The following is a 20,246-nucleotide window of genomic DNA, read 5'->3' as shown; positions in this document are numbered from 1 at the left end:
GTCGGCCTGCATGTCGGCGATCACCACCTTGCCGCCGTTCGCAGCCAGCATGCGCGCCGTGCCTTCGCCGAGGCCCGAAGCGCCCCCGGCCACGACGAATACCTTGCCTTCAATTTTCATTTGTGTTCCCGTTAAAAAGTGTTCGTTAATGCTGAACCGACGATCCGGTGTTATTTGGCTTTCAAACGCTCAAGGACCCTATTGATCTCACCCATGATCCCCTTGCGGAACGCCAGCACGCAGATCACGAAGATCAGGCCCGTGACCATGGTCACCGACTCGCCCAGCGTGTTGAACCAGTCGATCGTCGTGATGCGCGCCAGGAAGTTGCCGAGTTCGCCGATCTTGTTCTCCAGCAGCACCACCACCGCCGAGCCCACCAGCGGACCCGACAGCGTGCCGAGGCCGCCCACCAGCGTCATCAGGATGACCTGGCCCGAAGCGGTCCAGTGCACGTCCGACAACGTGGCGAAGCCCAGCACCAGCGTCTTGAGCGAACCGGCCAGGCCCGACAGCGCCGCGGAGATCACGAAGGCCAGCAGCTTGAAGCGGCTCACGTCGTAGCCCAGCGACAGCGCGCGCGGCTCGTTCTCCTTGATGCCCTTGAGCACCTGGCCGAAGGGCGAGTGGATGGTACGCACGATCAGCAGGAAGGCCGCGACCACGATGACCAGCGCGACGTAGTACATCGTGAGGTCGTTCGACAGATCGATCAGGCCGAAGAGCTTGCCCCGCGGCACGCCCTGCAGGCCGTCTTCGCCGCCCGTGAACTTGGCCTGCAGCGCGACGAAGAACATCATCTGCGCGAGCGCCAGCGTGATCATCGCGAAGTAAATGCCCTGCCGGCGAATGGCCAGCACGCCGAAGAGCCAGCCGAGGAAAGCGCCAGTGAGCGTGCCCGCGATCAGGCCCAGTTCGGGCGTGAGGCCCCAGACCTTGATCGCATGGCCCGCGACGTACGCGGAGCCACCAAGGAAGGCCGCATGCCCGAACGACAGCAGGCCCGTGAAGCCCAGCAGCAGGTTGAAGGCCGCGGCGAACAGCGCGAAGCACATCAGCTTCATCACGAACACCGGGTAGGCGCCGAAGAACGGCGCCAGGAGCAGCGCAACCAGCAGCAAGGCGTAGACGACGGTGGAGATTTTTTTCATGTTCATGCCGTTCGCCTTATTTCTCTTTGCCGAACAGGCCGGCGGGGCGAATCAACAGCACGATGACCATGATCACGAACACAACCGTAGACGATGCCTCGGGATAGAAAACCTTGGTGAGCCCTTCGATCACACCGAGCCCGAGGCCCGTGAGGATGGCGCCCATGATCGAACCCATCCCGCCGATCACCACCACGGCGAACACCACGATGATGAGGTTCTGCCCCATCAGCGGCGACACCTGCATCACCGGCGCGGCCAGCACGCCTGCGAAGGCCGCGAGCGCGCAGCCGAAGGCGTAGGTCAGCGTGATCATCAACGGCACGTTGACGCCGAAGGCTTCCACGAGCCGCGGGTTCTCGGTGCCGGCGCGCAGGTAGGCACCCAGGCGCGTCTTCTCGATCACGTACCAGGTGGCGAAGCACACCACGAGCGAGGCAACGACCACCCAGGCGCGGTAGTTCGGCAGCACCATGAAGCCCAGGTCGGTGGCGCTCGACAGCGCATCGGGCGCGTCGTAGGGCAGCCCCGACACGCCGTAGATCGAGCGGAACACGCCCTCGATCAGCAGCGTGAGCCCAAGCGTGAGCAGCAGGCCGTAGAGGTGGTCGAGCTTGTAGATCCAGCGCAGCAGCAGGCGCTCGATGAGCACGCCGAAGATGCCGATGACGACGGGCGCCGCAATCAGCATCACCCAGTAGTTGACGCCGAGGTACTCCATCGCCATCCACGTGAGGACAGCGCCGAGCATGAACAGCGCGCCATGTGCGAAGTTGATGACGTTGAGCAGGCCGAAGATCACCGCCAGCCCGAGGCTCAGGATGGCGTAGAAGGAGCCGTTGACCAGCCCCAGGAGGAGCTGGCTCAAAAGCGCGGGAAGGGAAATGGTCATAAGCGTTTCAACGAACCCGGGCGGCTGCGCGCCCGCGGGGGATCACTTCCAGAGGGCGCACTTGCTCTCGGCCTTCGTCGTGAAGACCTCTTCGCCCTTGAGCTTCTGGATTACCTTGTAGTAGTCCCACGGCTGCTTGGATTCGGCCGGCGACTTGACCTGCACCAGGTACATGTCGTGCACGAAGCGGCCGTCGGCGCGCACGGTGCCCTTTGCGTAGAAGTCGTCGATGGGCGTGGCCTTGATCGTCTCCATCACCTTGTCGGCATCGACCGTCTTGGCAGCCTGCACGGCCTTCAGGTAGGTCATGGTGGCCGAGTAGTCGGCTGCCTGGATGTCGGTGGGCATGCGCTTGGTCTTCTCGAAGAAGCGCTTGCCGAAGGCGCGCGTCTTGTCGTCGAGGTTCCAGTCCCAGCTGGTGGTGAGCAGCAGGCCTTCGGTGTTCTTCAGGCCCAGGCTGTGCACGTCGGTCACGAACACCAGCAGGCCGACCATCTTCATGGTCTTGGTGATGCCGAATTCCTTGGCCGCCTTGATCGAGTTGATGGTGTCGCCGCCTGCATTGGCCAGCGCCAGCACCTGGGCCTTGGAGTTCTGTGCCTGCAGCAGGAACGACGAGAAGTCTGAGGTGTTCGGCGCATGTTTGACGCTACCAGCCACGGTGCCACCCTTCTCCTTCAACACTTTGGTGGCGTCCGCCTCCAGCGCCTGGCCGAAAGCGTAGTCGGCTGTCAGGAAATACCAATTCTTGTCGCCACGCGCAACCACCGCGCTGCCGGTGCCCTTGGCCAGCGCCACGGTGTCGTAGGCGTAGTGCACGGTGTACGGGCTGCACTGCTCGTTGGTGAGCGCCGAGCTGCCCGCGCCATTCACCATGAAGACGCGCTTCTTCTCCTGCGCCACCTTGGCCATGGCCAGGCCAGTACCTGAACCAACGCCACCAAAGAGCATGGTCAGCCCTTGCGTATCGATCCACTCGCGCGCCTTGGAAGCGGCGATGTCGGCCTTGTTCTGGTGGTCGGCCTGCAGCAGCTCGATGGGCATGCCATTGACCTTGCCACCGAAGTCGTCGATGGCCATCTGGATCGCCAGCGCGCCGTTCTTTCCTTCGACGTCGGCGTAGAAGCCTGACAGATCGGTGATGAAGCCGATCTTGACCCTGTCCTGTGCGTGCGCCGCATGGGAGGCGATGCCCGCGACGCTGAGCATGAGGGCGATCATCTTGAGTTTGGATTGCATGTTGTCTCCTGAGGTTGAGCGGAAAGAGTGTGGAGGACGTATTCAGACGCCAAGCAACTCGCTGAGCACGGGCATCTTGGCTTCGAGTTCGGCGGCGCCGAACTTCTCCACGATGCGGCCGTGTTCCATGACGTAGAAGCGGTCGGCCAGCGGTGCCGCGAAGCGGAAGTTCTGCTCGACCATGACGATGGTGTAGCCCTTGGCGCGCAGCATGGTGATCATGCGGGCCAGCGCCTGCACGATGACGGGAGCCAGGCCTTCGGAAATCTCGTCGAGCAAGAGCAGCTTGGCGCCCGTGCGCAGGATGCGCGCCACGGCCAGCATCTGCTGCTCGCCGCCCGACAGGCGCGTGCCCTGGCTGTTGCGGCGTTCGGCCAGGTTGGGGAACATGGCGTAGATCTCTTCGACCGACATGCCCTGCCCCGCGCCTTTGAGTTCGGGCGGCAGCAGAAGGTTTTCCTCGCACGAGAGGCTGGCGAAGATGCCGCGCTCTTCAGGGCAATAGCCGATGCCGAGATGCGCAATGCGGTGCGTCGGCATGCCGATGGTCTCTTTGCCATTGACCTCGATGCTGCCCTTGCGTGCGCCGGTCAGGCCCATGATGGCCCGCAGCGTGGTGGTGCGGCCCGCGCCGTTGCGGCCCAGCAGCGTGACTACCTCACCGGGCTGCACGACCATGTCAACGCCGTGCAGCACGTGCGATTCGCCGTACCAGGCTTGAAGGTCCTTGATTTCCAATGCGGCGGTCATCAGTGGGCCCCTTGGAGTTGGCCGTCGGTGGTGCCCATGTAGGCTTCCATCACCTGCGGGTTCTTCGAGACTTCGGCGTACGGGCCTTCGGCCAGCACGGCGCCGCGCTGCAGCACGGTGATGGTGTCGGCAATGGTCGAGACCACGCTCATGTTGTGTTCGACCATCAGGATGGTGCGTCCAGCCGACACGCGCTTGATGAGTTCAGCCACGCGGTGCACGTCTTCGTGGCCCATGCCCTGCGTAGGTTCGTCGAGCAGCATCAGCTCGGGTTCCATTGCGAGCGTGGTCGCGATCTCGAGCGCGCGCTTGCGGCCGTAGGGCAGGTTCACGGTCTGTTCGTCGGCGAGTTCTTCGAGGCCGACTTCAGCCAGCAGCTCGCGGGCTCTGGCATCCAATGGCTTGAGCGACTTCTCGCTCTTCCAGAAGTGGTACGAGGTGCCGAGGCGCCTTTGCAGGCCCAGCCGCACGTTCTCGAGCAGCGTAAGGTGCGGGAACACGGCCGAGATCTGGAACGAGCGGATGATGCCGCGCCGCGCGATCTGCGCGGGCCGCTCGCCGGTGATGTCCTGCCCGTTGAACAGGATCGTGCCGGTGGTCGGTTCGAGGAACTTGGTGAGCAGGTTGAAGCAGGTCGTCTTGCCGGCGCCGTTCGGACCGATGAGCGCGTGGATGGATCCGCGCACCACCGACAGGTCGACCTTGCTGATCGCAGTGAAGCCTCTAAATTCCTTGGTCAGCCGCCGCGTCTCGAGAACGATGTCTCTCGGTAGGGCTGCGATAGGCTCTCGCAGGGGAATGCTTCTCAAGCTGTGCATCTGGAAATGTCTGTCTTCTGGAAGGAGGGGCACTCAGGTCGATGGTGTCGCGACCGCAGTTGAATCCGCATGGCAAAGCAGATACACCGCCCCTGCGGCATCCTTGGGTGGGGCACGTTTCTCACACGCGTTCATAGAGGGTGACGACGCAAGCACCACCTATCCCGAGGTTGTGCTGGAGCGCGAGCCGCGCCGCCTGGACCTGCCGGGCACCCGCAGTGCCCCGGAGTTGCTCGACGAGCTCCGTACACTGGGCAAGGCCCGTGGCGCCCAGCGGATGACCCTTGGAAAGCAGGCCGCCCGAGGGGTTCGTCACCACCCTCCCTCCATAGGTGTTGTCGCCATCGCAGACAAATTGTTCGGCGCCACCTTCGGGGCACAGGCCGAGCGATTCATAGCTGATCAACTCGTTGTGGGCGAAGCAGTCGTGCAGTTCCACCACATCGATGTTCTCAGGTCCCACACCTGCCGCGTCGTACACCTTGTGCGCCGCCGCCTTGGCCATGCCGAAGCCCACGACTTCCCGCATGTCACCGGCCCCGAAGGTGGCCGGACCATCGGTGGTCATCGCCTGCGCCCGAATGCGAACGGTTTGTGCGAGGCCGTGTCGCGCCGCAAACGACTCGCTGCAGAGCACTGCGGCAGCCGCACCGCAGGTCGGAGGACAGGCCATCAGGCGGGTCATCACGCCCTCCCAGAGCACCGGTGCGGCAAGTACCTCTTCCTCGCTTACCACGTTCCGGAACAGCGCCATCGGGTTGTTGGCTGCATGCCGGCTCGCCTTGGCCCGGATCTTGGCGAAGGTAGAGAGGCTGGTGCCGTACTGCTGCATGTGGGCGATGCCGGCGCCGCCGAAGTACCGCAACGCAAGTGGAATCTCGCTGTGCCCTACCAGCGCCTGCGTTGCCTTGTCAAAACGGTCGAAGGGGCTGGGGCGATCGGTGAAAACGGATCCAAGCGCCCCAGGGTTCATGTGTTCGAATCCCACGGCCAACACACAATCCGCTGCGCCACTGGCGATGGCCTGGCGCGCAAGAAACAAGGCGGTGGATCCCGTGGCGCAGTTGTTGTTGACGTTGATGATCGGTATGCCGGTCATGCCGACTTCGTAAAGCGCCCGTTGACCCGCGGCGGAATCACCATAGACGTATCCGGCATAGGCCTGCTCCACCTGCTCGTACCCGATTCCCGCATCTTCGAGCGCTCTCGCCACTGCCGCCGCGGCCATTCGGGGATACGGCTCATGCTTGCCAGGCTTGGAGAACGGCACCATGCCGACTCCACTGACAAAGACCTGCTTACTCATTCAAAACTCCAAAAGTGAATGGGACCGTTCGATGTACGTGTTTGAGCCGGCCGATTGCGACGCGGCCCATCGCGGCGGCGCGAGATCGTCCTCGTCGCACCTTCGCTCATACGGGCTATAGCGGCGTCGAGACAGGTGCGGCCGGCAGCGGCTTGCCGCCGGATCCTTCGGTGAAGTCGAGCAGCCCGGAGGTTGTGCTGCTCTGGCCAACGCCCGGCTTGGTCCAGTCGCAGACGCCGTCGGGGAAGACCGCACGAAGGCGGGTCACCTGGACCACCGAGAAGACGGCGCCCGCGTAGTCCGCACTGGCCACATCGAACGGCTTGAGCTGGCACTTGAGGACGTCTCCTGTACCGCGGAAGAACCGCCGCCTGAACCACCGCACGCGCTCACGATGGAAGCGCACAGGAAAATAGCCCCCCGCGAGGGCCCCTGAAATGAAATTGGCATGCCTTGTCTCCTTTTATGGTGAGCCGCCACAGGGCGGGCTCCGCGGGGCTGTCCGGTTGCATCCTTTGCATGCAATCGGCGCACCGTCGACAGGGAGTCTGTCGAGCGCGCCTCAGGGGGTCACTGGCGCCAGCGGCCAAAGTACTGGGTTTGCCGGCCAAGCGACGCAGGCACGATACCGTCGGCGACTCAAACCGTGGGCTCGCGCCACGGTCAAGGTACGTTGGCGACGCTGCTTCGGTAGTCGCCTGGCGAGGTTCCAAACCATCGCTTGCAAGCGCGATAGAAGGTACTCTGGTCCGAGAAGCCGAGAAGATAGCCGACTTCGGCAATGGCGATCTTGCGGCTGCGGAGGTACTGCTCAGCGAGCTCGCGCCGCGTCTGGTCCACCAGCTCGTTGAACGAGGTTCCCTCTGCGTCGAGACGACGTTGCAGGGTTCGCTCGCTCATGCCCAATACTTCTGCAATCCTCGCGCGCAGCGGCTCACCGTCAGGCAGCCTCTGAACGACGATGTGCTTGACTCGCGGGACGACTCGGGTGGAATCCAACAGTGTGAGGTGATCGCTGGCCACACGATCCGTCAGTTCCTGCAAAGCGGGATTGGCGGTGGGCAGAGGTGCCAATACATCCGATGCAGCAAAGTGCAGCTGGTGCGACGGGGCATTGAACTGCAATGGGCAACGGAACGCCTGCCGGTAGGCTTCCAATTCGCCCGATGCCGCATACGGAAACCCAGCCGCCAGCGGACGCAGGTTCAGGGCTGTCAGCCATCGCATGATGTTCAGGATCATGACGACGGCAAAGTCCACGCGCGCCCGCGGCACGGGCCTCGCGATACCGTCGATATGCAAGGTGAATACGTAGGCTGCATCGTCGCGCACCAGACTGATGTCGGCGACGTGGCTGACGAGGCGCATGTACCGTATGAACCTGCCCACCGCAGCCCCCAGATCTGGCGAACTCATCATGACATGCATGATCATGTCCAAGCTGCCTGGATGCAGCACGTCCGAGTTTGCAAGGCCAAGATTGGGGTCGCCAGAGCGCGCTACAGCGAGCTCCCAAAGCAGGCTGATGCTGTCTCCATCGATGCGCGCATCGCGATCGTTCAGATCCTCGTAATTCAATCCGGCGTCACGAAACAGCGCGCGAACGTCGAGTCCGACAGATTCGAAGTGTCGCGCCGTCCCGCGGACCCAGGACATGGCAACAGAGGGCCTGGCCGCTGCCGCTGAAGCCTTCATTGCTGAAACCGCCCGGGCAACATTTCCTGTCTCCTTGTAGTGGATGCCGAGCCTCGACTCTAGCCTCCCCTATTGGAATACCTGCGCGTACTTTTCCCTAAGCTCACGCTTCAGAACCTTGCCGCTGGGATTCTTGGGGAACGAGTCGGTCAGCACCACTGCTTTGGGGACTTTGAACCCCGCCATGTGATGAGCGCAGTACGTGATGACGTCCGCCTCACTGAGTTCCCGCCCAGCCTTGACGATCACGACGGCGACCACTGCCTCCACCCATTTCGGGTGGGGTACGCCAATCACGGACACCTCGGACACCTCGGGGATGCGGAAAACCATCTCTTCCACTTCGCGACTGGCAACATTCTCGCCGCCGGTCTTGATCATGTCTTTCATGCGATCGACGACCGTGATGAAACCTTCGTCGTCGATAGTCGCCAGATCGCCCGAGTGAAACCACCCCCCCTCGAAAGCCGCTTTCGTGCGCGGCTCGTCATTCAGGTAGCCGAGCATCAGGTGGGGCGAGCGGTGAACGATTTCACCGACTTCACCAGGCTCCACGTCGCGCATGCCTTCGGCAACCACTCGCGTCTCGACGTTGAGCGCGGGGCGGCCACAAGAGCCCGGCTTCCTCAACTGATCCTCCGGGCCAAGGAGTGTCGCAAGAGGTGCGATTTCTGTCTGGCCGTACAGGTTCCAGAACCGAACTTGACCCAGGCGGCGCTTGAGTTCTCGCAGCACCTCCACGGGCATGATCGATGCGCCGTAGTACCCCTTCGTCAGCGACGACCAGTCCGTCGCGTCGAGCAGCGGCGACCGCAGCAATGCGATCCAGACGGTAGGCGGTGCGAAGAAGGAGGTGACCCGGTGCCTTGCCATGAGGGCAAGCAGGTTCTCTGGTGTCGGCTTCGCGGTCACGATGCTGGTCGCCCCGATGTAGACGGCGGGCCCAAGAAACACGTCCAGCTGCGCGCAATGATACAAGGGCAAGGCGTGCAGCACCACGTCTTCCACCCCGATGGAGACCTCAATCGCGCAGTTCGCGTATTGCCAGATCACCGCGTCGTGAGTGAGCATCGCGCCCTTTGGCATCGACTCGGTGCCGCTCGTGTAGACGATCTGCAAGAGATCCGAGCTTGCGAGCTGCAGCACCTCGGGAGGTGCTGCAGCAGTCGCAGCGAGGTCGTCGAACGAGGTCATGCCCTCCACCGCCGAAATCGAGTCCTCGGAAGGCAGCCAGACGAACTGCCGCACAGCGGTGTCCTTGGCAGCAGCGGCGCGCCCAAGCTCCGCGCATCCACTGTCGACGGCAAGCATCTCCGCGTCGGCATGGCGCAGGATGTACGCGACCTCTTCCGCTTTCAGCATGAAGTTGATCGGCACCAGAACAGCGCCGAGCCGCGCCACGGCGAAACGGAAGGCCGCAAAGGCATGCGAGTTTCGGGAAAGGATTGCCACCCGGCTCCCGTATGCCACGCCCATGCGAGCCAGCCCCGCACTCACGCTGTCGACAACCGCATCGAATTCGGCGAATGTCCAACGTACGTCACCGCAAACCAAACCAGTCTTGGTGGGAACGCGCCGCGCGGTCCGGCGCAGCAGGTCCGCGACCGTGTGGCGGCGCATGGCACTTTCCATTGTGGATGTCTCCTGTTCTTGTTGCTGACGTCGCGATCTCCCGTCGGCTGTGCACAAGCGCCGCGAGGTCAACAGTGGGAGACCACGTCTCGAAGTATCCAAGGCACCCTACATGGCGTCACTTGCGTCGGCGGCCAAAGAGGTGGCTTTGACGGACAAAGTGGGCACATGTGGATTTCTGCAAATGCGTCGTGCGTTCTTGCTCATTGATTTCCGACCAGCCCGGCAGCTAGCATTGATTCTTTAGCGCCGTCAGGGCATGCAGTCAAAAATGAGCTACGAAAACATCGAAGTGCGGACCGAAGCAGGCAAGGTCGGCATCATCACCCTCAACCGCCCGAAGGCTTTGAATGCGCTCAACGACGCGCTCATGACCGAACTGGGCCAGGCCCTGAAGGCCTTCGATGCGGACGACGCCATCGGCTGCATCATCCTCACGGGCAGCGAGCGCGCCTTCGCGGCCGGCGCAGACATCGCGGCGATGGCCAAGTACAGCTTCATCGACACCTACAAAGGCGACTACATCACGCGCAACTGGGAAACCATCCGCTCGATCCGCAAGCCCGTGATCGGCGCGGTGGCCGGCTTCGCGCTGGGCGGCGGCTGCGAGCTGGCGATGATGTGCGACTTCATCATCGCGGCCGACAACGCGAAGTTCGGCCAGCCCGAAATCAAGATCGGCGTGATCCCCGGCGCCGGGGGCACGCAGCGCCTGCCACGCGCAGTGGGCAAGAGCAAGGCCATGGACATGGTGCTCACGGCCCGCATGATGGACGCCGCCGAAGCCGAGCGCGCCGGCCTCGTGAGCCGCGTGGTGCCTTTCGAAAAGCTCGCCGACGAGGCGCTGGGCGCGGCGCTGATCATCTGCGGCTACTCGCAGATCTCGGTGATGGCGGCGAAGGAATCGGTCAATCGCGCCTTCGAAAGCGGCCTGAGCGACGGCGTGATGTTCGAGCGCCGGCTGTTCCACGCGCTGTTCGCCACCGTCGACCAGAAGGAAGGCATGGACGCCTTCCTCAACAAGCGTCCGCCCGATTTCAAGAACGCCTGAGGGCGCGGCGACGCACTATGGCCGATCGCACGGCAGGCCGCCATCCACTCGGCGGATTGGCGTCCACACACCCAGTGCGGTGATCAGCAGGCTACAAAAGCCTCATTCGTCAGGAGAGCCGTGTCCTTTCTGAACCTCCGGGAACATGTCCATCCATCGATCCCAGGCGGGCTCGCCCGCGGACGCCTTCTGCATGAACTCGACGAAGGTGCGGACCTTGGCCGACAGATAGCGCCTGGTCGGGTAGACGGCCATGAGGGTCGCCTCCCGAAATTGCCAATCCAGCAGCAATGGGACCAACTTGCCCTGCGCGATGTCGTCGCCGACCATGAAGGTCGGCATCACGATGATCCCCTCACCGGCCAACGCTGCTGTATGCAGAACGTCGCCGCTGTCGGCCCGCATGCTGCCACGCACGGGAATAGAGACGGTGTTGCCGGCCTGGGAGACGGTCCAGGTTCCCGAGTTGGCACCAGAGGTCTTGGTGAGGCAGTTGTGCCCGATCAGTGCCTCCGGCGATTGTGGGGCGCCGTGTTTGGCCACATAGGCCGGAGATGCGCAGATCACCATGCGGATGGGGCGAGGTGCCGTGCGACATAGGTCTCGCGGTGCTGCGGGGTCGCGCGAATGGCAAGGTCAAAGCCTTCGTTCACCAGGTCGACTACGTGGTCTGTCAGGGAGACTTCCAGTTGAACGTCCGGATACTGGTTCCGATACAAAGGAAACAGGGGCGCCAGATATCGCTGCCCGAATGACAAGGGCACGCTCACGCGCAACAGTCCGCTCGGGGTGAACGTGCTCCAAGTGACTTCGGACTCGGCTTCTTCCAGGTCCGACAGCAGCAGGCTCGCCCGCGCGAAAAAACGCTCTCCCGCCTCCGTCGGTCGCACACGGCGCGTGATTCTCTGCAGCAGGCGGGTTCCGAGGTGCGATTGCAAATCGACCACCAGGCGCGAAATCGAGGTTTTTGATACACCCAGTTCGTCGGCGGCCCCCACAAAGCTGCCTGCTTCCACCACAGCGACAAACGCCTGCATGGCGCTCAGCCGGTCCATCAAGTCGTCCTTTTGTTCCGGATTCCGGGATAAATAGTGCCACGTGATGGCGTTTATTCCAGCAGAGTTGACACGTATCGTCGGGCCTGCCTGCAAAAACCTGCGACAGGCAGTACAGCGCAAAAACGAAAGCCCGGTGTCCGTGGCACTTTCCTGCGCGGCATCGCTTCAGTTGCCAGGCAATCTCCGCAAATCATTGAAATCCAACATGAAAAACATTACTTGGGCATCCGCCCTCGCCGTCACCCTGCTCGCCTCCACCGCCTTCGCCCAGACCCCGCCCGCCGATAAGGCAACTGCTCGCGCAGAGCGTAAGGCACAAGGTGCCGAGGCCACGCGCTCCTTCGCTCCCGGAGAAGGCGACCCCAAGCCTGAAGCCAAAGCGAAGGTATCACCAGCCGATCGCGCCGCCGCCAGGCAGGCGCGCAAGCAGACAGGCGCCGACGCCACCCGCACTTTCACGCCAGGCGAGGGCGACCCGAAGCCTGCGGCAACCGCCAAGCTGTCGCGCGAAGAGCGCTCGGCCGAACGCAAGGCACGTCGCGCCGAAGTCGCGAAAGCAAACAAGGCAGGACAACTGCCTTCGTACGGAGAGAACGCCGGTAGCAAGTAACGCGCTGCGCCGACAGCCCCAGTCAGTGCGCCTTGGGGCTGCAGCGGCGAAGCGACGCCTGATGCTTGAGCCGCGAAGGCTGATCCTGGGGATGCAGTGCGTGGGGCCCTCCCTTGATTCGACTCATATGCAAGCTTTCCCCGATGCGGCTGCGTTGCGCGGCTCTCGCTACGTTGCTCAACGGACTCTGTCCCGAGAGCACCTGACCATCCTGCTCGCGAGCAAGTACCCGCCACAGCGTTTTGAGCGATGCACGTTCGATGGCACGGATCTGTCGGGGCTGAACTTTCACGGCGCTCATTTTGTCGACTGCATGTTTGCAGAAACGTCGCTCGAGAAGTCCGTTCTCGCGGGCACGCATTGGCTGGCTTGCAAGATGCGGAAAGCGAATTTCCATCTCGCCAACTTGACCGACGCTCGCTTCAGTCGCTGCGACTTGAACAGCACCGGTTGGGTTCGGGCGAAGCTTTACTCAACGCTCTTTACAGAAGTCGACCTGACAGGCGCCAGCTTCTGCGGATCGAACTCACTGGGGTTGAGGTTCAACGAGTCGCTGCTCGCCGGTGCAAATCTGCGTGGCATTGCCTTTCGCAAACAAATCCTCAGGCATTTGGATTTTTCCAATGCGGATCTGGCCAGGTGCGATTTTCGTGAAACGGTTTTTGAAGGCGGAAGCCTGCGTGACGCGAGCCTGAAGAGCGTCCAATTCGATGGAGCTGACCTTCGCTCAGCCGACCTTGGTGGTCTGGCGATCGCCAACCTCGCACAGTTTTTCAAGGGCGCAATCATCTCCACAAAGCAAGCAGACAACCTTGTTCGCGAACTAGGGGTTCGCGTCGTGTGACCCGCTCTCGCTGAAACAGCGCTCAGCCGTACTACCCAAAAAGCGTGATCGTGCCAACACTGACTCTCACTTTGATTCTGGCGGGGCTGGCCATGGTCGGCCCGTTCGCCATCGATACATTTCTACCGTCGTTTCCCGCGATCAGCGAACAGTTCGCTGTTGCGCCCGAGGTGGTGCAACAGCTTCTCAGCGGCTTCTTGCTGGCGTTTGCAGCAATGAGCCTGTTTTACGGCACCCTGTCCGACGCGTTCGGCAGGCGCCGGGTGATCCTGACTTCACTCGTCATATTCACCGCCGCGTCTATTGGAGCGGCTCTGTCGACGACCTTCGGATGGTTGTTGGCGTTTCGGATACTGCAGGGGTTGTCTGCGGGAAGCGGGATGGTTGTCGGCCAAGCCATCATCCGCGACAAGTTCTCGGGCCCGGTGGCTCAGCGGCTCATCGCACAAGTCATGATGGTGTTCGGACTGGCTCCTGCCATCGCGCCCATAGCAGGCGGGTATCTGCAGACCCACTTTGGCTGGCAGGCGGCTTTCGTGTTCATGGCGCTCATCGCAGCCATACTGCTTCTTGCTTGCCTGCGGTTTCTGCCCGAAAGCCTTCCGCGCGCCTCGCGCTCGGCCTTTCACCCCGTGCACTTGGCAAGGAACTACCTCGCCGCGATCCAGGACGTGCGATTTCTCTTTGGAGGATTGGCGGTGGGCTTCGCATTTGGCGGATTGGGTCTGTACATCGCTTCGTCGTCCAGCTTTGTCATTCACATCCTCGGATTGGCGGAAACGCAGTTTGCGTGGCTCTTCGTGCCGATGGTCGGAGGGTTGGTGATAGGTTCCGCCGTTGGATCGAAGCTCTCCCATCGCATGCCGCCTGGCGCGAGCATTCGGCTAGGGTTCGTTTGCATGGCAATCGCGTCGATCGCCAACGTAGTCTACAACCTTGCGTTCCCGGCCACGGTGCCTTGGGCAGTCCTTCCGGTCATGCTCTACACCTTTGGTCTGGGTCTCGGATTGCCTGGGATGAGCCTGATGACACTGGAACTGGTGCCCACCATGCGTGGCATGGCAGCATCGCTTTTGAACTTCATGCAGATGCTGATCTTCGCAATCATGTCGGGCGTTGTGGCGCCGCTGCTCTTCGACAGCGCGCTCAAATTGGCGTTGTGCGTGGCGGCATGCCTGCTCCTGTCTGCGGGATGCTGGGCAATTGGATCTCGGCGCCAGGCCTCTGTAGCTGACTGAGCGATTTATTGCTCGCCAGATGACCTCAGATGAGCTGTTTCGGTAAAGAAATGAAATTCACGCTTCTTATTTGTCGATGCAATGCGGAACTACTCAATGCCTGGGTATGACGCCCCCGCTTGGCTCAGGAAGTTCATTCGACTCGAGATGCACCGCCTTAGAGCACTGCTCAACGGTCATCATGTGCTCTCCGCACCTCCGGGAACATGTCCATCCATCGATCCCAGGCGGGCTCGCCCGCGAACGCCTTCTGCATGAACTCGACGAAGGTGCGGACCTTGGCCGACAGATAGCGCCTGGTCGGGTAGACGGCCATGAGAGTCAACGGCCGGTATTGCCAATCCAATAGCAAAGGCACCAGATTGCCCTGCGCAATATCGTCACCGACCATGAACGTCGGCATCACGACGACGCCTTCGCCGGCCAATGCTGCGGTCACCAGAACGTCGTCACTGTCAGCGCGCATGCTGCCTCGAACAGGGATGGAGACGGTGTCGCCAGCTTGGGAGATAGTCCAGATTTCCGAGGTGGCGCTGGAAATCTTGGTCAAGCAGTTGTGCCCGGTCAGTGCCTCCGGCGATTGTGGGACGCCGTGCTTGGCCACATAGGCCGGCGATGCGCAGATCACCACGCGGACAGGGGCGAGATGCCGTGCGACATAGGTCTCGCGGTGCTGCCAAGCCCCGCGAATGGCAAGGTCGAAGCCTTCGTTCACCAGGTCGACTACGTGGTCTGTCAGGGAGACTTCCAGTTGAACGTCCGGATACTGCTCCCGATACAGAGGAAAGAGGGGCGCCAGATAGCGCTGCCCGAACGACAACGGCACGCTCACCCGCAACAGGCCGCTCGGTGCGATCGTGGCCCAAGTGACTTCGGACTCGGCCTCCTCCAGATCCGACAGCAACAAGCTCGCCCGCGCGAAGAAGCGTTCTCCCGCTTCCGTCGGGCGCACCCGGCGCGTGGTTCTCTGCAACAGGCGGGCCCCAAGGTGCGATTCCAGGTCGACGACCAGACGCGAAATCGAGGTTTTCGACACCCCGAGTTCATCGGCGGCACCCACAAAGCTACCGGCCTCTACAACAGCAACAAACGCTTGCATGGCGCTCAATCGGTCCATCAAAGTCGTCCTTTTGTTCCGGATTCCGGGACAAATAATGACACAAAGCGGCGTTTATTCCGGGCACGTCGATGCGTATCGTTGCGCCTGCATGCACCAACCTGCGGAGGGCGTGCAGCACAACCGGAAATCAAAGATGAAACATTTCACCCATATCGCCATCGCCAGCGTCCTCATCGCGGGCGCGATCTTGCCGGCCGCCGCCAAAGAGAAGATCGCAAGCCAGAGCATCACGGAAGCCGAAGTCCTAGGGGCCCAGCAGGCGTGGTGCAAGGCACTGATCGACATCAGCGCCGCGAATGCCAGCGGCGGGCAGCCGGCGGCCAGGGCGCTGGCCGAGAAGGTCATCGACAGCGCGTACGCCTACCAGCAGGGCGCGGTGCTGTTCAAGCCCACGCTCACGACATCGCCGCAGACCTTCCGTACCGCCCGCGACGGCGCACTGGCGTACTTCGTGGGCGGTAATCCGACATTTCCCAACGACACCGGCTTCGCGTTGAAGGGCTGGAGCAAGTGCGAGATTGCCAACAACGCCGTGCTCATCCACGGTGACGTGGCGAGCACGCTGGGCAACGTGCTGTTCACCGGTCCAGACGGCAAGGTCACTACGGTCGATAAGACCTGGACCTTCGTGAAGGACAGTGCCGGCAAGCTGCGCATCGTCGTGCATCACTCGTCGCTGCCGTACGCCGGCAGCTGAACACAGCTTTCAAGTGCCCGCACACCCTGGCCCGGTAGTTCCCTGCACCCTCAACTCCCCGTTGCCTCGTTGCGGGATGAGGCCTGCGTTTCAGGCCAACAAGTCTGGCATTTTGGTGGACTAGGGCGTGATCGCATTGCCGGGGAACGCAAGTAGACCGGCACGTGCCCTGATTTTGTCTTCTCTGTCCGGTCTACCAACTGCGGGCATTGGTCGAAGCCCAAAAAATTTCGGAGCACAGACGACGTTTGTCCGTGATTTTTTCAAGGCCTGGACCAAGGCGATGAACATGAATTGCTTCGACCGTATTTGATTTCGGAGAGGGGCAATACACCCCTGATTCATATGCAAGCTTTCCCCGATGCGGGTGCGTTGCGCGCACCCCAGTCCTTGGACGACCTGCTTCTATACAGGCTGTCGTGTGCAACCCGCGCCAGCAGCAGCATGGCCACGCGCCTTGTCGAAGGCGGCTTCGGCATCACGTATCGCGAGTGGGGAATGATCGGTATGCTCGCGCAGATCGGAGAGATCAGGTCTTCGGCTTTCGCCGAGCGCCTGCACCTGGACCGCGTTCGCACCTCGCGCGGTCTGAGCAGTCTCTTCCAAAAGAAATTGGTGGAGCGGCGGCAGGACGCCGAGGACGGCCGCGAAGTGCATGTGCGCCTGAGCCCTTCAGGCCATCAACTCTTCCGTGAGTTGTTCCCTCGCTTCGCGAACCTCAACATCGAGCTCCTCGACGGCATCGATGCTGCATACATCGATACCTTCCTCCAGTGCCTACGCTGGCTCGAGCTGCGTGGCCGCGAGTTGAGCATGCTAGGCGCAGTGCCAGAAAAAGCCGATCGCCGCTCGGGCGGCACGCGCCAGCGATGGCCCAAGTACAGCAGGTGACGAGGCGCGCTTCAAGCGCCTGCCAAGTTGAAGTTGCTCTCTCTTCGATGCCGAACAACACCTCCAAACGGGCGACCGATCAACCGGACGCCCGGTGGATCGCCTGGTTGTTTCTTTGCCTCTCGGCTCTCTGCATGGCCGGTTGCTCCGGCCTGCCCATCGACGTGCGACGCAGACCCTCGACCGCCATCGCCGACGGCGAGGACACTGTGCTGGGCCGCCTCGTCAAGTTGGCCGCACCACCTGGCGAACCACTGAGCGGATTCCGCCTGCTGCCGATGCCGCAGTTTTCGCTGCACGCCCGCATCGAGCTTGCGCAGCGCGCACAGCGCTCCATCGACGTGCAGTACTACCTCCTGCAGAACGACGAGAGTGGACGCTACCTGCTACGCGCTCTGCGCGAGGCGGCGGACCGCGGCGTGCGCGTGCGGCTGCTGTTGGACGATCTCCACACCGCGGGTGCCGATGCGCTCTTCACCAGCTTTGCCTCGCATCCGAATGTCGAGGTGCGCCTGTTCAATCCGTTTCCCGATGGGCGCGACCTCCTCGGCACACGCGTGGCTGCGTCGCTGTTGGACTTCGACCGCGTGCATCGCCGCATGCACAACAAGCTCTTCGTGGCGGACAACACGATGGCGATCATGGGCGGGCGCAACATCGCCAACGAGTACTTCCTGCGCGACGGTGGCTCCAACTTCATCGACATCGACACGCTGGTGGCTGGCGCCGTAGTACCCACGCTGTCGTCGCAGTTCGACATGTACTGGAACAGCCCTTACGCGTACCCCATCGAATCGCTGGTGGCAAAGGGCAGCGAATCGGCCGAAGAATTGCACGAGCGCTTCGACCGGCTTACCAGCGGGCCGCAGATGCTGCACCCCGAGGAGCCCGACTCCACCGACCTGCTGGGCAACACCCCCCTGGCGAGGGACTTTAACGCGGGAGCGCTTTCGCTCATCTGGGCGCGCGCAGAAGCGTATGCCGACCCGCCGGACAAAGCCCTGGCGCTCACGGAAGATGGGCGCCGGCTGCCCGCCGAGGTGGCGATGGACGGCGTGCTCTACAACCTGCGACGCTACCTGCGCGGCGCGCAGATCGAGGTCATGCAGACTACGCCCTACCTGATTCCCGGACCCACAGGAATGGAGTCGATCCGCTTCGTCCGCGGCAAGGGCGTGAGCTACGGCATCGTGACCAACTCGCTGGCGGCCACTGACCAATCGCTGGCACACACCGGCTACCGGCGCTATCGCGCGGAGATGTTGCGGCTGGGCGTGGCGCTCTACGAAGTCAGCCCCAGGCGGGTGGAACAAACCAGGCGCTTCGGCACCTATGGCTCCGCAAGCGGGCGGCTGCATGGCAAGTCGGCCGTGATCGACCGCAACATCGTGTTTCTCGGTTCGATGAACTTCGACCCACGCTCGAAACTGCACAACACCGAGGTCGGGATCTTCATCTTCAGCCCGCAGATCGCGCAGCAGGTTACCAGCCTGATCGGCTTCATCCGGCTCGACGGGGCGTACCAGTTGCAGCTCGGCTTGACGGGCGCCGTCGAATGGGTGAGCCCGGCTTCGGGCGATGGGGCTGACACCATCCTCCACCAGGAACCCGAAACGGATTTCTGGTCGCGCTGGAAGATCGATCTGCTGGCGCCTCTGGTGCCCGAGGACCTACTCTAGGGCCGGTGCCGCTCGGCTGAATTGCGGTAACCAAGACCGCGCCGACCTCTCTGCGTGAACAGAGATGTTGTTCAATTTTCTCGAGTTGGGCCTGCGTGGTCTCTGCCGAAGATCGGAGCGGACCGCGCGATCATTCATCTCATCCTCATCATTCACTCAGTGCCATTTTTCAGACGAACAGCGCACACACCATCAGACTAATATTGCTTGCATTTAAATCGCATGCGATCTAATATCCGGCCTATGCCTTCCAAGCGCCTTCCCGCCAAGCCCGTCAACGCCCCGCAGGGCGACTCGCTGGCGCTGGACGAGCAGCTCTGCTTCGCGCTCTATTCGACGATGCTGAGCCTCAACAAGGTCTATCGCGGCCTGCTGCACGACCTGGACCTGACCTATCTGCAGTACCTCGTCATGCTCGTGCTGTGGGAGAAAGACGGCATCAACGTCTCCGAGATCTGCACGCGGCTGGCGCTCGAAACCACCACCCTCACCCCGCTGCTCAAGCGGCTCGAGGCGCGGGGCCTGATCCAGCGCGTGCGGTCGGCATCGGACGAGCGCCAGGTCATCGTGTCCCTCACCGCCGAAGGCCGAGCGCTTCGCGGCAAGGCCAAAGCCCTTCCGTCATGCGTCGCGCAGGCGATGGAACTGGCGCCCAAGGAAATCGGCGTCCTGCGGGCCCAGTTGCTGGCGCTGCGTTCGAACCTCGACAGGAACGCGTGATGCATCGCTGCATCCGTCTTTCTGTTTTTTCAAGCCATTTATGTCGCATGCGATATTAATACAAGCGATAGTTTATCTCACCTCAACCACGTCAACAAAGGAAAGCACCATGTCCACCAACAGCAAGAACTTGACAGCCACTCCCACCCGCCGCAGCCTGCTGCTCGGAGGCGCATCCGTCGCAGCCGGCGCCCTCGGGGCAACCGGCTTCTCCAAGGCGGCGTCCGCCGCTTCCACCGCTGCGCCGAACCAAGGCGCCATCCATCGTTCTTTGAAAGGAACACGCACCATGAGCAACACCATCGTCACCAAGGACGGCACGCAGCTGTATTTCAAGGACTGGGGTTCCGGCCAGCCCGTCGTGTTCAGCCACGGCTGGCCGCTCAATTCCGACAGCTGGGAATCGCAGATGCTCTTCCTCGCATCGCAGGGCTTCCGCACCGTGGCGCACGACCGCCGCGGCCACGGCCGCTCCAGCCAGCCGTGGAACGGCAACGAGATGGACACCTACGCCGACGACCTCGCCACCGTCATCGAGACGCTGGACCTGAAGAACGCGATCCTGGTCGGCTTCTCGACCGGCGGCGGCGAGGTGGCGCGCTACATCGGCCGCCACGGCACGAAGCGCGTGGCCAAGGCGGCGCTGATCTCCGCCGTGCCGCCGCTGATGCTGAAGACCGCCGCCAACCCCGGCGGCCTGCCGATCGAAGTGTTCGACGGCCTGCGCGCCGCGCAGCTGGCGAACCGTTCGCAGTTCTATAAGGACGTGCCCTCGGGCCCCTTCTTCGGCTTCAACCGCCCCGGCGCGAAGGTGTCGCAGGGCCTCATCGACTCGTGGTGGGCGCAGGGCATGAT

The 20,246-nt window shown here is 62.5% G+C and carries 19 protein-coding genes and 2 pseudogenes; 9 read left to right on the top strand and 12 right to left on the bottom strand.

From position 1 onward, the window contains the following. The 10 genes and pseudogenes from BMY35_RS38200 to BMY35_RS37025 all read right to left on the bottom strand — a co-directional run. Positions 1-120: pseudogene (locus BMY35_RS38200) on the bottom strand (3-hydroxyacyl-CoA dehydrogenase); the annotation flags it as partial. Positions 121-170: 50 nt separating this feature from the next. After that, positions 171-1,157 (bottom strand): branched-chain amino acid ABC transporter permease, encoded by a 987-nt coding sequence (locus tag BMY35_RS37065; protein WP_177213804.1) that lies wholly within the window; start codon positions 1,155-1,157, stop codon positions 171-173. Positions 1,158-1,167: 10 nt separating this feature from the next. Then, positions 1,168-2,043 carry a branched-chain amino acid ABC transporter permease gene (locus BMY35_RS37060; protein WP_093057828.1) on the bottom strand — a complete coding sequence of 292 codons (876 nt, stop codon included), beginning with the start codon at positions 2,041-2,043 and terminating at the stop codon, positions 1,168-1,170. A gap of 42 nt (positions 2,044-2,085) precedes the next feature. Further along, positions 2,086-3,282 carry an ABC transporter substrate-binding protein gene (locus tag BMY35_RS37055; RefSeq protein WP_093210030.1) on the bottom strand — a complete coding sequence of 399 codons (1,197 nt, stop codon included), beginning with the start codon at positions 3,280-3,282 and terminating at the stop codon, positions 2,086-2,088. Positions 3,283-3,324: 42 nt separating this feature from the next. Continuing rightward, positions 3,325-4,032, bottom strand: coding sequence for an ABC transporter ATP-binding protein (locus BMY35_RS37050; protein ID WP_093210029.1), 708 nt, complete (start codon positions 4,030-4,032; stop codon positions 3,325-3,327). After that, entirely contained in the window at positions 4,032-4,850 is an 819-nt protein-coding gene (locus tag BMY35_RS37045) for an ABC transporter ATP-binding protein (RefSeq protein WP_093210027.1), read from the bottom strand. The genes BMY35_RS37050 and BMY35_RS37045 overlap by 1 nt, the downstream gene beginning before the upstream one ends. 121 nt (positions 4,851-4,971) lie before the next feature. Then, positions 4,972-6,156 carry a lipid-transfer protein gene (locus tag BMY35_RS37040; RefSeq protein WP_007831553.1) on the bottom strand — a complete coding sequence of 395 codons (1,185 nt, stop codon included), beginning with the start codon at positions 6,154-6,156 and terminating at the stop codon, positions 4,972-4,974. 115 nt (positions 6,157-6,271) lie between these two features. After that, the gene (locus BMY35_RS37035; RefSeq protein WP_097200339.1) at positions 6,272-6,562 is read right to left on the bottom strand and encodes a DUF6351 family protein; all 291 of its coding nucleotides are present in this window, start codon (positions 6,560-6,562) and stop codon (positions 6,272-6,274) included. A 257-nt stretch (positions 6,563-6,819) separates the two neighbouring features. After that, positions 6,820-7,812: an AraC family transcriptional regulator gene (locus BMY35_RS37030; RefSeq protein WP_007831552.1), complete on the bottom strand. Its 993-nt coding sequence runs from the start codon at positions 7,810-7,812 to the stop codon at positions 6,820-6,822. Between the two features lie 108 nt (positions 7,813-7,920). Continuing rightward, positions 7,921-9,483 (bottom strand): fatty acyl-CoA synthetase, encoded by a 1,563-nt coding sequence (locus BMY35_RS37025; protein WP_093210023.1) that lies wholly within the window; start codon positions 9,481-9,483, stop codon positions 7,921-7,923. Between the two features lie 271 nt (positions 9,484-9,754). Here BMY35_RS37025 and BMY35_RS37020 point away from each other — a divergent pair, with 271 nt between their 5' ends. Next, positions 9,755-10,534 carry an enoyl-CoA hydratase gene (locus tag BMY35_RS37020; protein ID WP_007831549.1) on the top strand — a complete coding sequence of 260 codons (780 nt, stop codon included), beginning with the start codon at positions 9,755-9,757 and terminating at the stop codon, positions 10,532-10,534. A 102-nt stretch (positions 10,535-10,636) separates the two neighbouring features. Here the strand turns inward: BMY35_RS37020 and BMY35_RS37015 are convergent. Next, positions 10,637-11,571 (bottom strand): annotated as a pseudogene (locus BMY35_RS37015) (LysR substrate-binding domain-containing protein). A gap of 64 nt (positions 11,572-11,635) precedes the next feature. Here BMY35_RS37015 and BMY35_RS37010 point away from each other — a divergent pair. The 3 genes from BMY35_RS37010 (at position 11,636) to BMY35_RS37000 (ending at position 14,284) form a co-directional block, all read left to right on the top strand. Next, a complete protein-coding gene (locus tag BMY35_RS37010; RefSeq protein WP_143696832.1) occupies positions 11,636-12,202 on the top strand; it encodes a hypothetical protein in 567 nt (188 codons plus the stop codon). Positions 12,203-12,329: 127 nt separating this feature from the next. Next, on the top strand, positions 12,330-13,046 hold the full coding sequence (locus BMY35_RS37005; protein WP_093210033.1) for a pentapeptide repeat-containing protein: 717 nt from the start codon (positions 12,330-12,332) through the stop codon (positions 13,044-13,046). 50 nt (positions 13,047-13,096) lie between these two features. Next, complete coding sequence (locus BMY35_RS37000; RefSeq protein ID WP_256230687.1) at positions 13,097-14,284, top strand: multidrug effflux MFS transporter; 1,188 nt, start codon at positions 13,097-13,099, stop codon at positions 14,282-14,284. Between the two features lie 169 nt (positions 14,285-14,453). Here BMY35_RS37000 and BMY35_RS36995 read toward each other — a convergent pair whose 3' ends face one another. Further along, entirely contained in the window at positions 14,454-15,401 is a 948-nt protein-coding gene (locus BMY35_RS36995) for a LysR family transcriptional regulator (protein WP_093210020.1), read from the bottom strand. Between the two features lie 136 nt (positions 15,402-15,537). Between BMY35_RS36995 and BMY35_RS36990 the strand changes: the two genes are divergently transcribed. From BMY35_RS36990 to BMY35_RS36965, 5 genes are all read left to right on the top strand, one after another. Further along, a complete protein-coding gene (locus BMY35_RS36990) occupies positions 15,538-16,101 on the top strand; it encodes a hypothetical protein (RefSeq protein WP_093210018.1) in 564 nt (187 codons plus the stop codon). Positions 16,102-16,446: 345 nt separating this feature from the next. Further along, positions 16,447-16,992 (top strand): MarR family winged helix-turn-helix transcriptional regulator, encoded by a 546-nt coding sequence (locus BMY35_RS36985; protein WP_093210017.1) that lies wholly within the window; start codon positions 16,447-16,449, stop codon positions 16,990-16,992. 47 nt (positions 16,993-17,039) lie between these two features. Further along, positions 17,040-18,671, top strand: coding sequence for a phospholipase D family protein (locus BMY35_RS36980; RefSeq protein WP_093210015.1), 1,632 nt, complete (start codon positions 17,040-17,042; stop codon positions 18,669-18,671). Positions 18,672-18,914: 243 nt separating this feature from the next. Further along, positions 18,915-19,391, top strand: a complete 477-nt coding sequence (locus BMY35_RS36975; protein ID WP_007831542.1) for a MarR family winged helix-turn-helix transcriptional regulator — start codon at positions 18,915-18,917, stop codon at positions 19,389-19,391. Between the two features lie 109 nt (positions 19,392-19,500). Then, positions 19,501-20,246, top strand: a 746-nt coding sequence (locus BMY35_RS36965; RefSeq protein WP_177213803.1) for an alpha/beta fold hydrolase, incomplete at its 3' end; no start/stop codon positions are given.

The organism is Variovorax sp. YR750 (genome assembly GCF_900109805.1).
Taxonomy (GTDB): Bacteria; Pseudomonadota; Gammaproteobacteria; order Burkholderiales; family Burkholderiaceae_C; genus Variovorax; species Variovorax gossypii.
The sequence above is the reverse complement of the archived record's forward strand: the minus strand, read 5'-3'. Positions and strand labels throughout refer to the sequence as shown.

Coding starts and splice junctions, on each gene's coding strand:
- BMY35_RS37065 (WP_177213804.1), bottom strand. CDS start 1,157: ATGAACATGAAAAAAATCTCCACCGTCGTCTACGCCTTGCTGCTGGTT.
- BMY35_RS37060 (WP_093057828.1), bottom strand. CDS start 2,043: ATGACCATTTCCCTTCCCGCGCTTTTGAGCCAGCTCCTCCTGGGGCTG.
- BMY35_RS37055 (WP_093210030.1), bottom strand. CDS start 3,282: ATGCAATCCAAACTCAAGATGATCGCCCTCATGCTCAGCGTCGCGGGC.
- BMY35_RS37050 (WP_093210029.1), bottom strand. CDS start 4,032: ATGACCGCCGCATTGGAAATCAAGGACCTTCAAGCCTGGTACGGCGAA.
- BMY35_RS37045 (WP_093210027.1), bottom strand. CDS start 4,850: ATGCACAGCTTGAGAAGCATTCCCCTGCGAGAGCCTATCGCAGCCCTA.
- BMY35_RS37040 (WP_007831553.1), bottom strand. CDS start 6,156: ATGAGTAAGCAGGTCTTTGTCAGTGGAGTCGGCATGGTGCCGTTCTCC.
- BMY35_RS37030 (WP_007831552.1), bottom strand. CDS start 7,812: ATGTCCTGGGTCCGCGGGACGGCGCGACACTTCGAATCTGTCGGACTC.
- BMY35_RS37025 (WP_093210023.1), bottom strand. CDS start 9,483: ATGGAAAGTGCCATGCGCCGCCACACGGTCGCGGACCTGCTGCGCCGG.
- BMY35_RS37020 (WP_007831549.1), top strand. CDS start 9,755: ATGAGCTACGAAAACATCGAAGTGCGGACCGAAGCAGGCAAGGTCGGC.
- BMY35_RS37010 (WP_143696832.1), top strand. CDS start 11,636: ATGGCGTTTATTCCAGCAGAGTTGACACGTATCGTCGGGCCTGCCTGC.
- BMY35_RS37005 (WP_093210033.1), top strand. CDS start 12,330: ATGCAAGCTTTCCCCGATGCGGCTGCGTTGCGCGGCTCTCGCTACGTT.
- BMY35_RS36995 (WP_093210020.1), bottom strand. CDS start 15,401: ATGGACCGATTGAGCGCCATGCAAGCGTTTGTTGCTGTTGTAGAGGCC.
- BMY35_RS36990 (WP_093210018.1), top strand. CDS start 15,538: ATGAAACATTTCACCCATATCGCCATCGCCAGCGTCCTCATCGCGGGC.
- BMY35_RS36985 (WP_093210017.1), top strand. CDS start 16,447: ATGCAAGCTTTCCCCGATGCGGGTGCGTTGCGCGCACCCCAGTCCTTG.
- BMY35_RS36980 (WP_093210015.1), top strand. CDS start 17,040: ATGCCGAACAACACCTCCAAACGGGCGACCGATCAACCGGACGCCCGG.
- BMY35_RS36975 (WP_007831542.1), top strand. CDS start 18,915: ATGCCTTCCAAGCGCCTTCCCGCCAAGCCCGTCAACGCCCCGCAGGGC.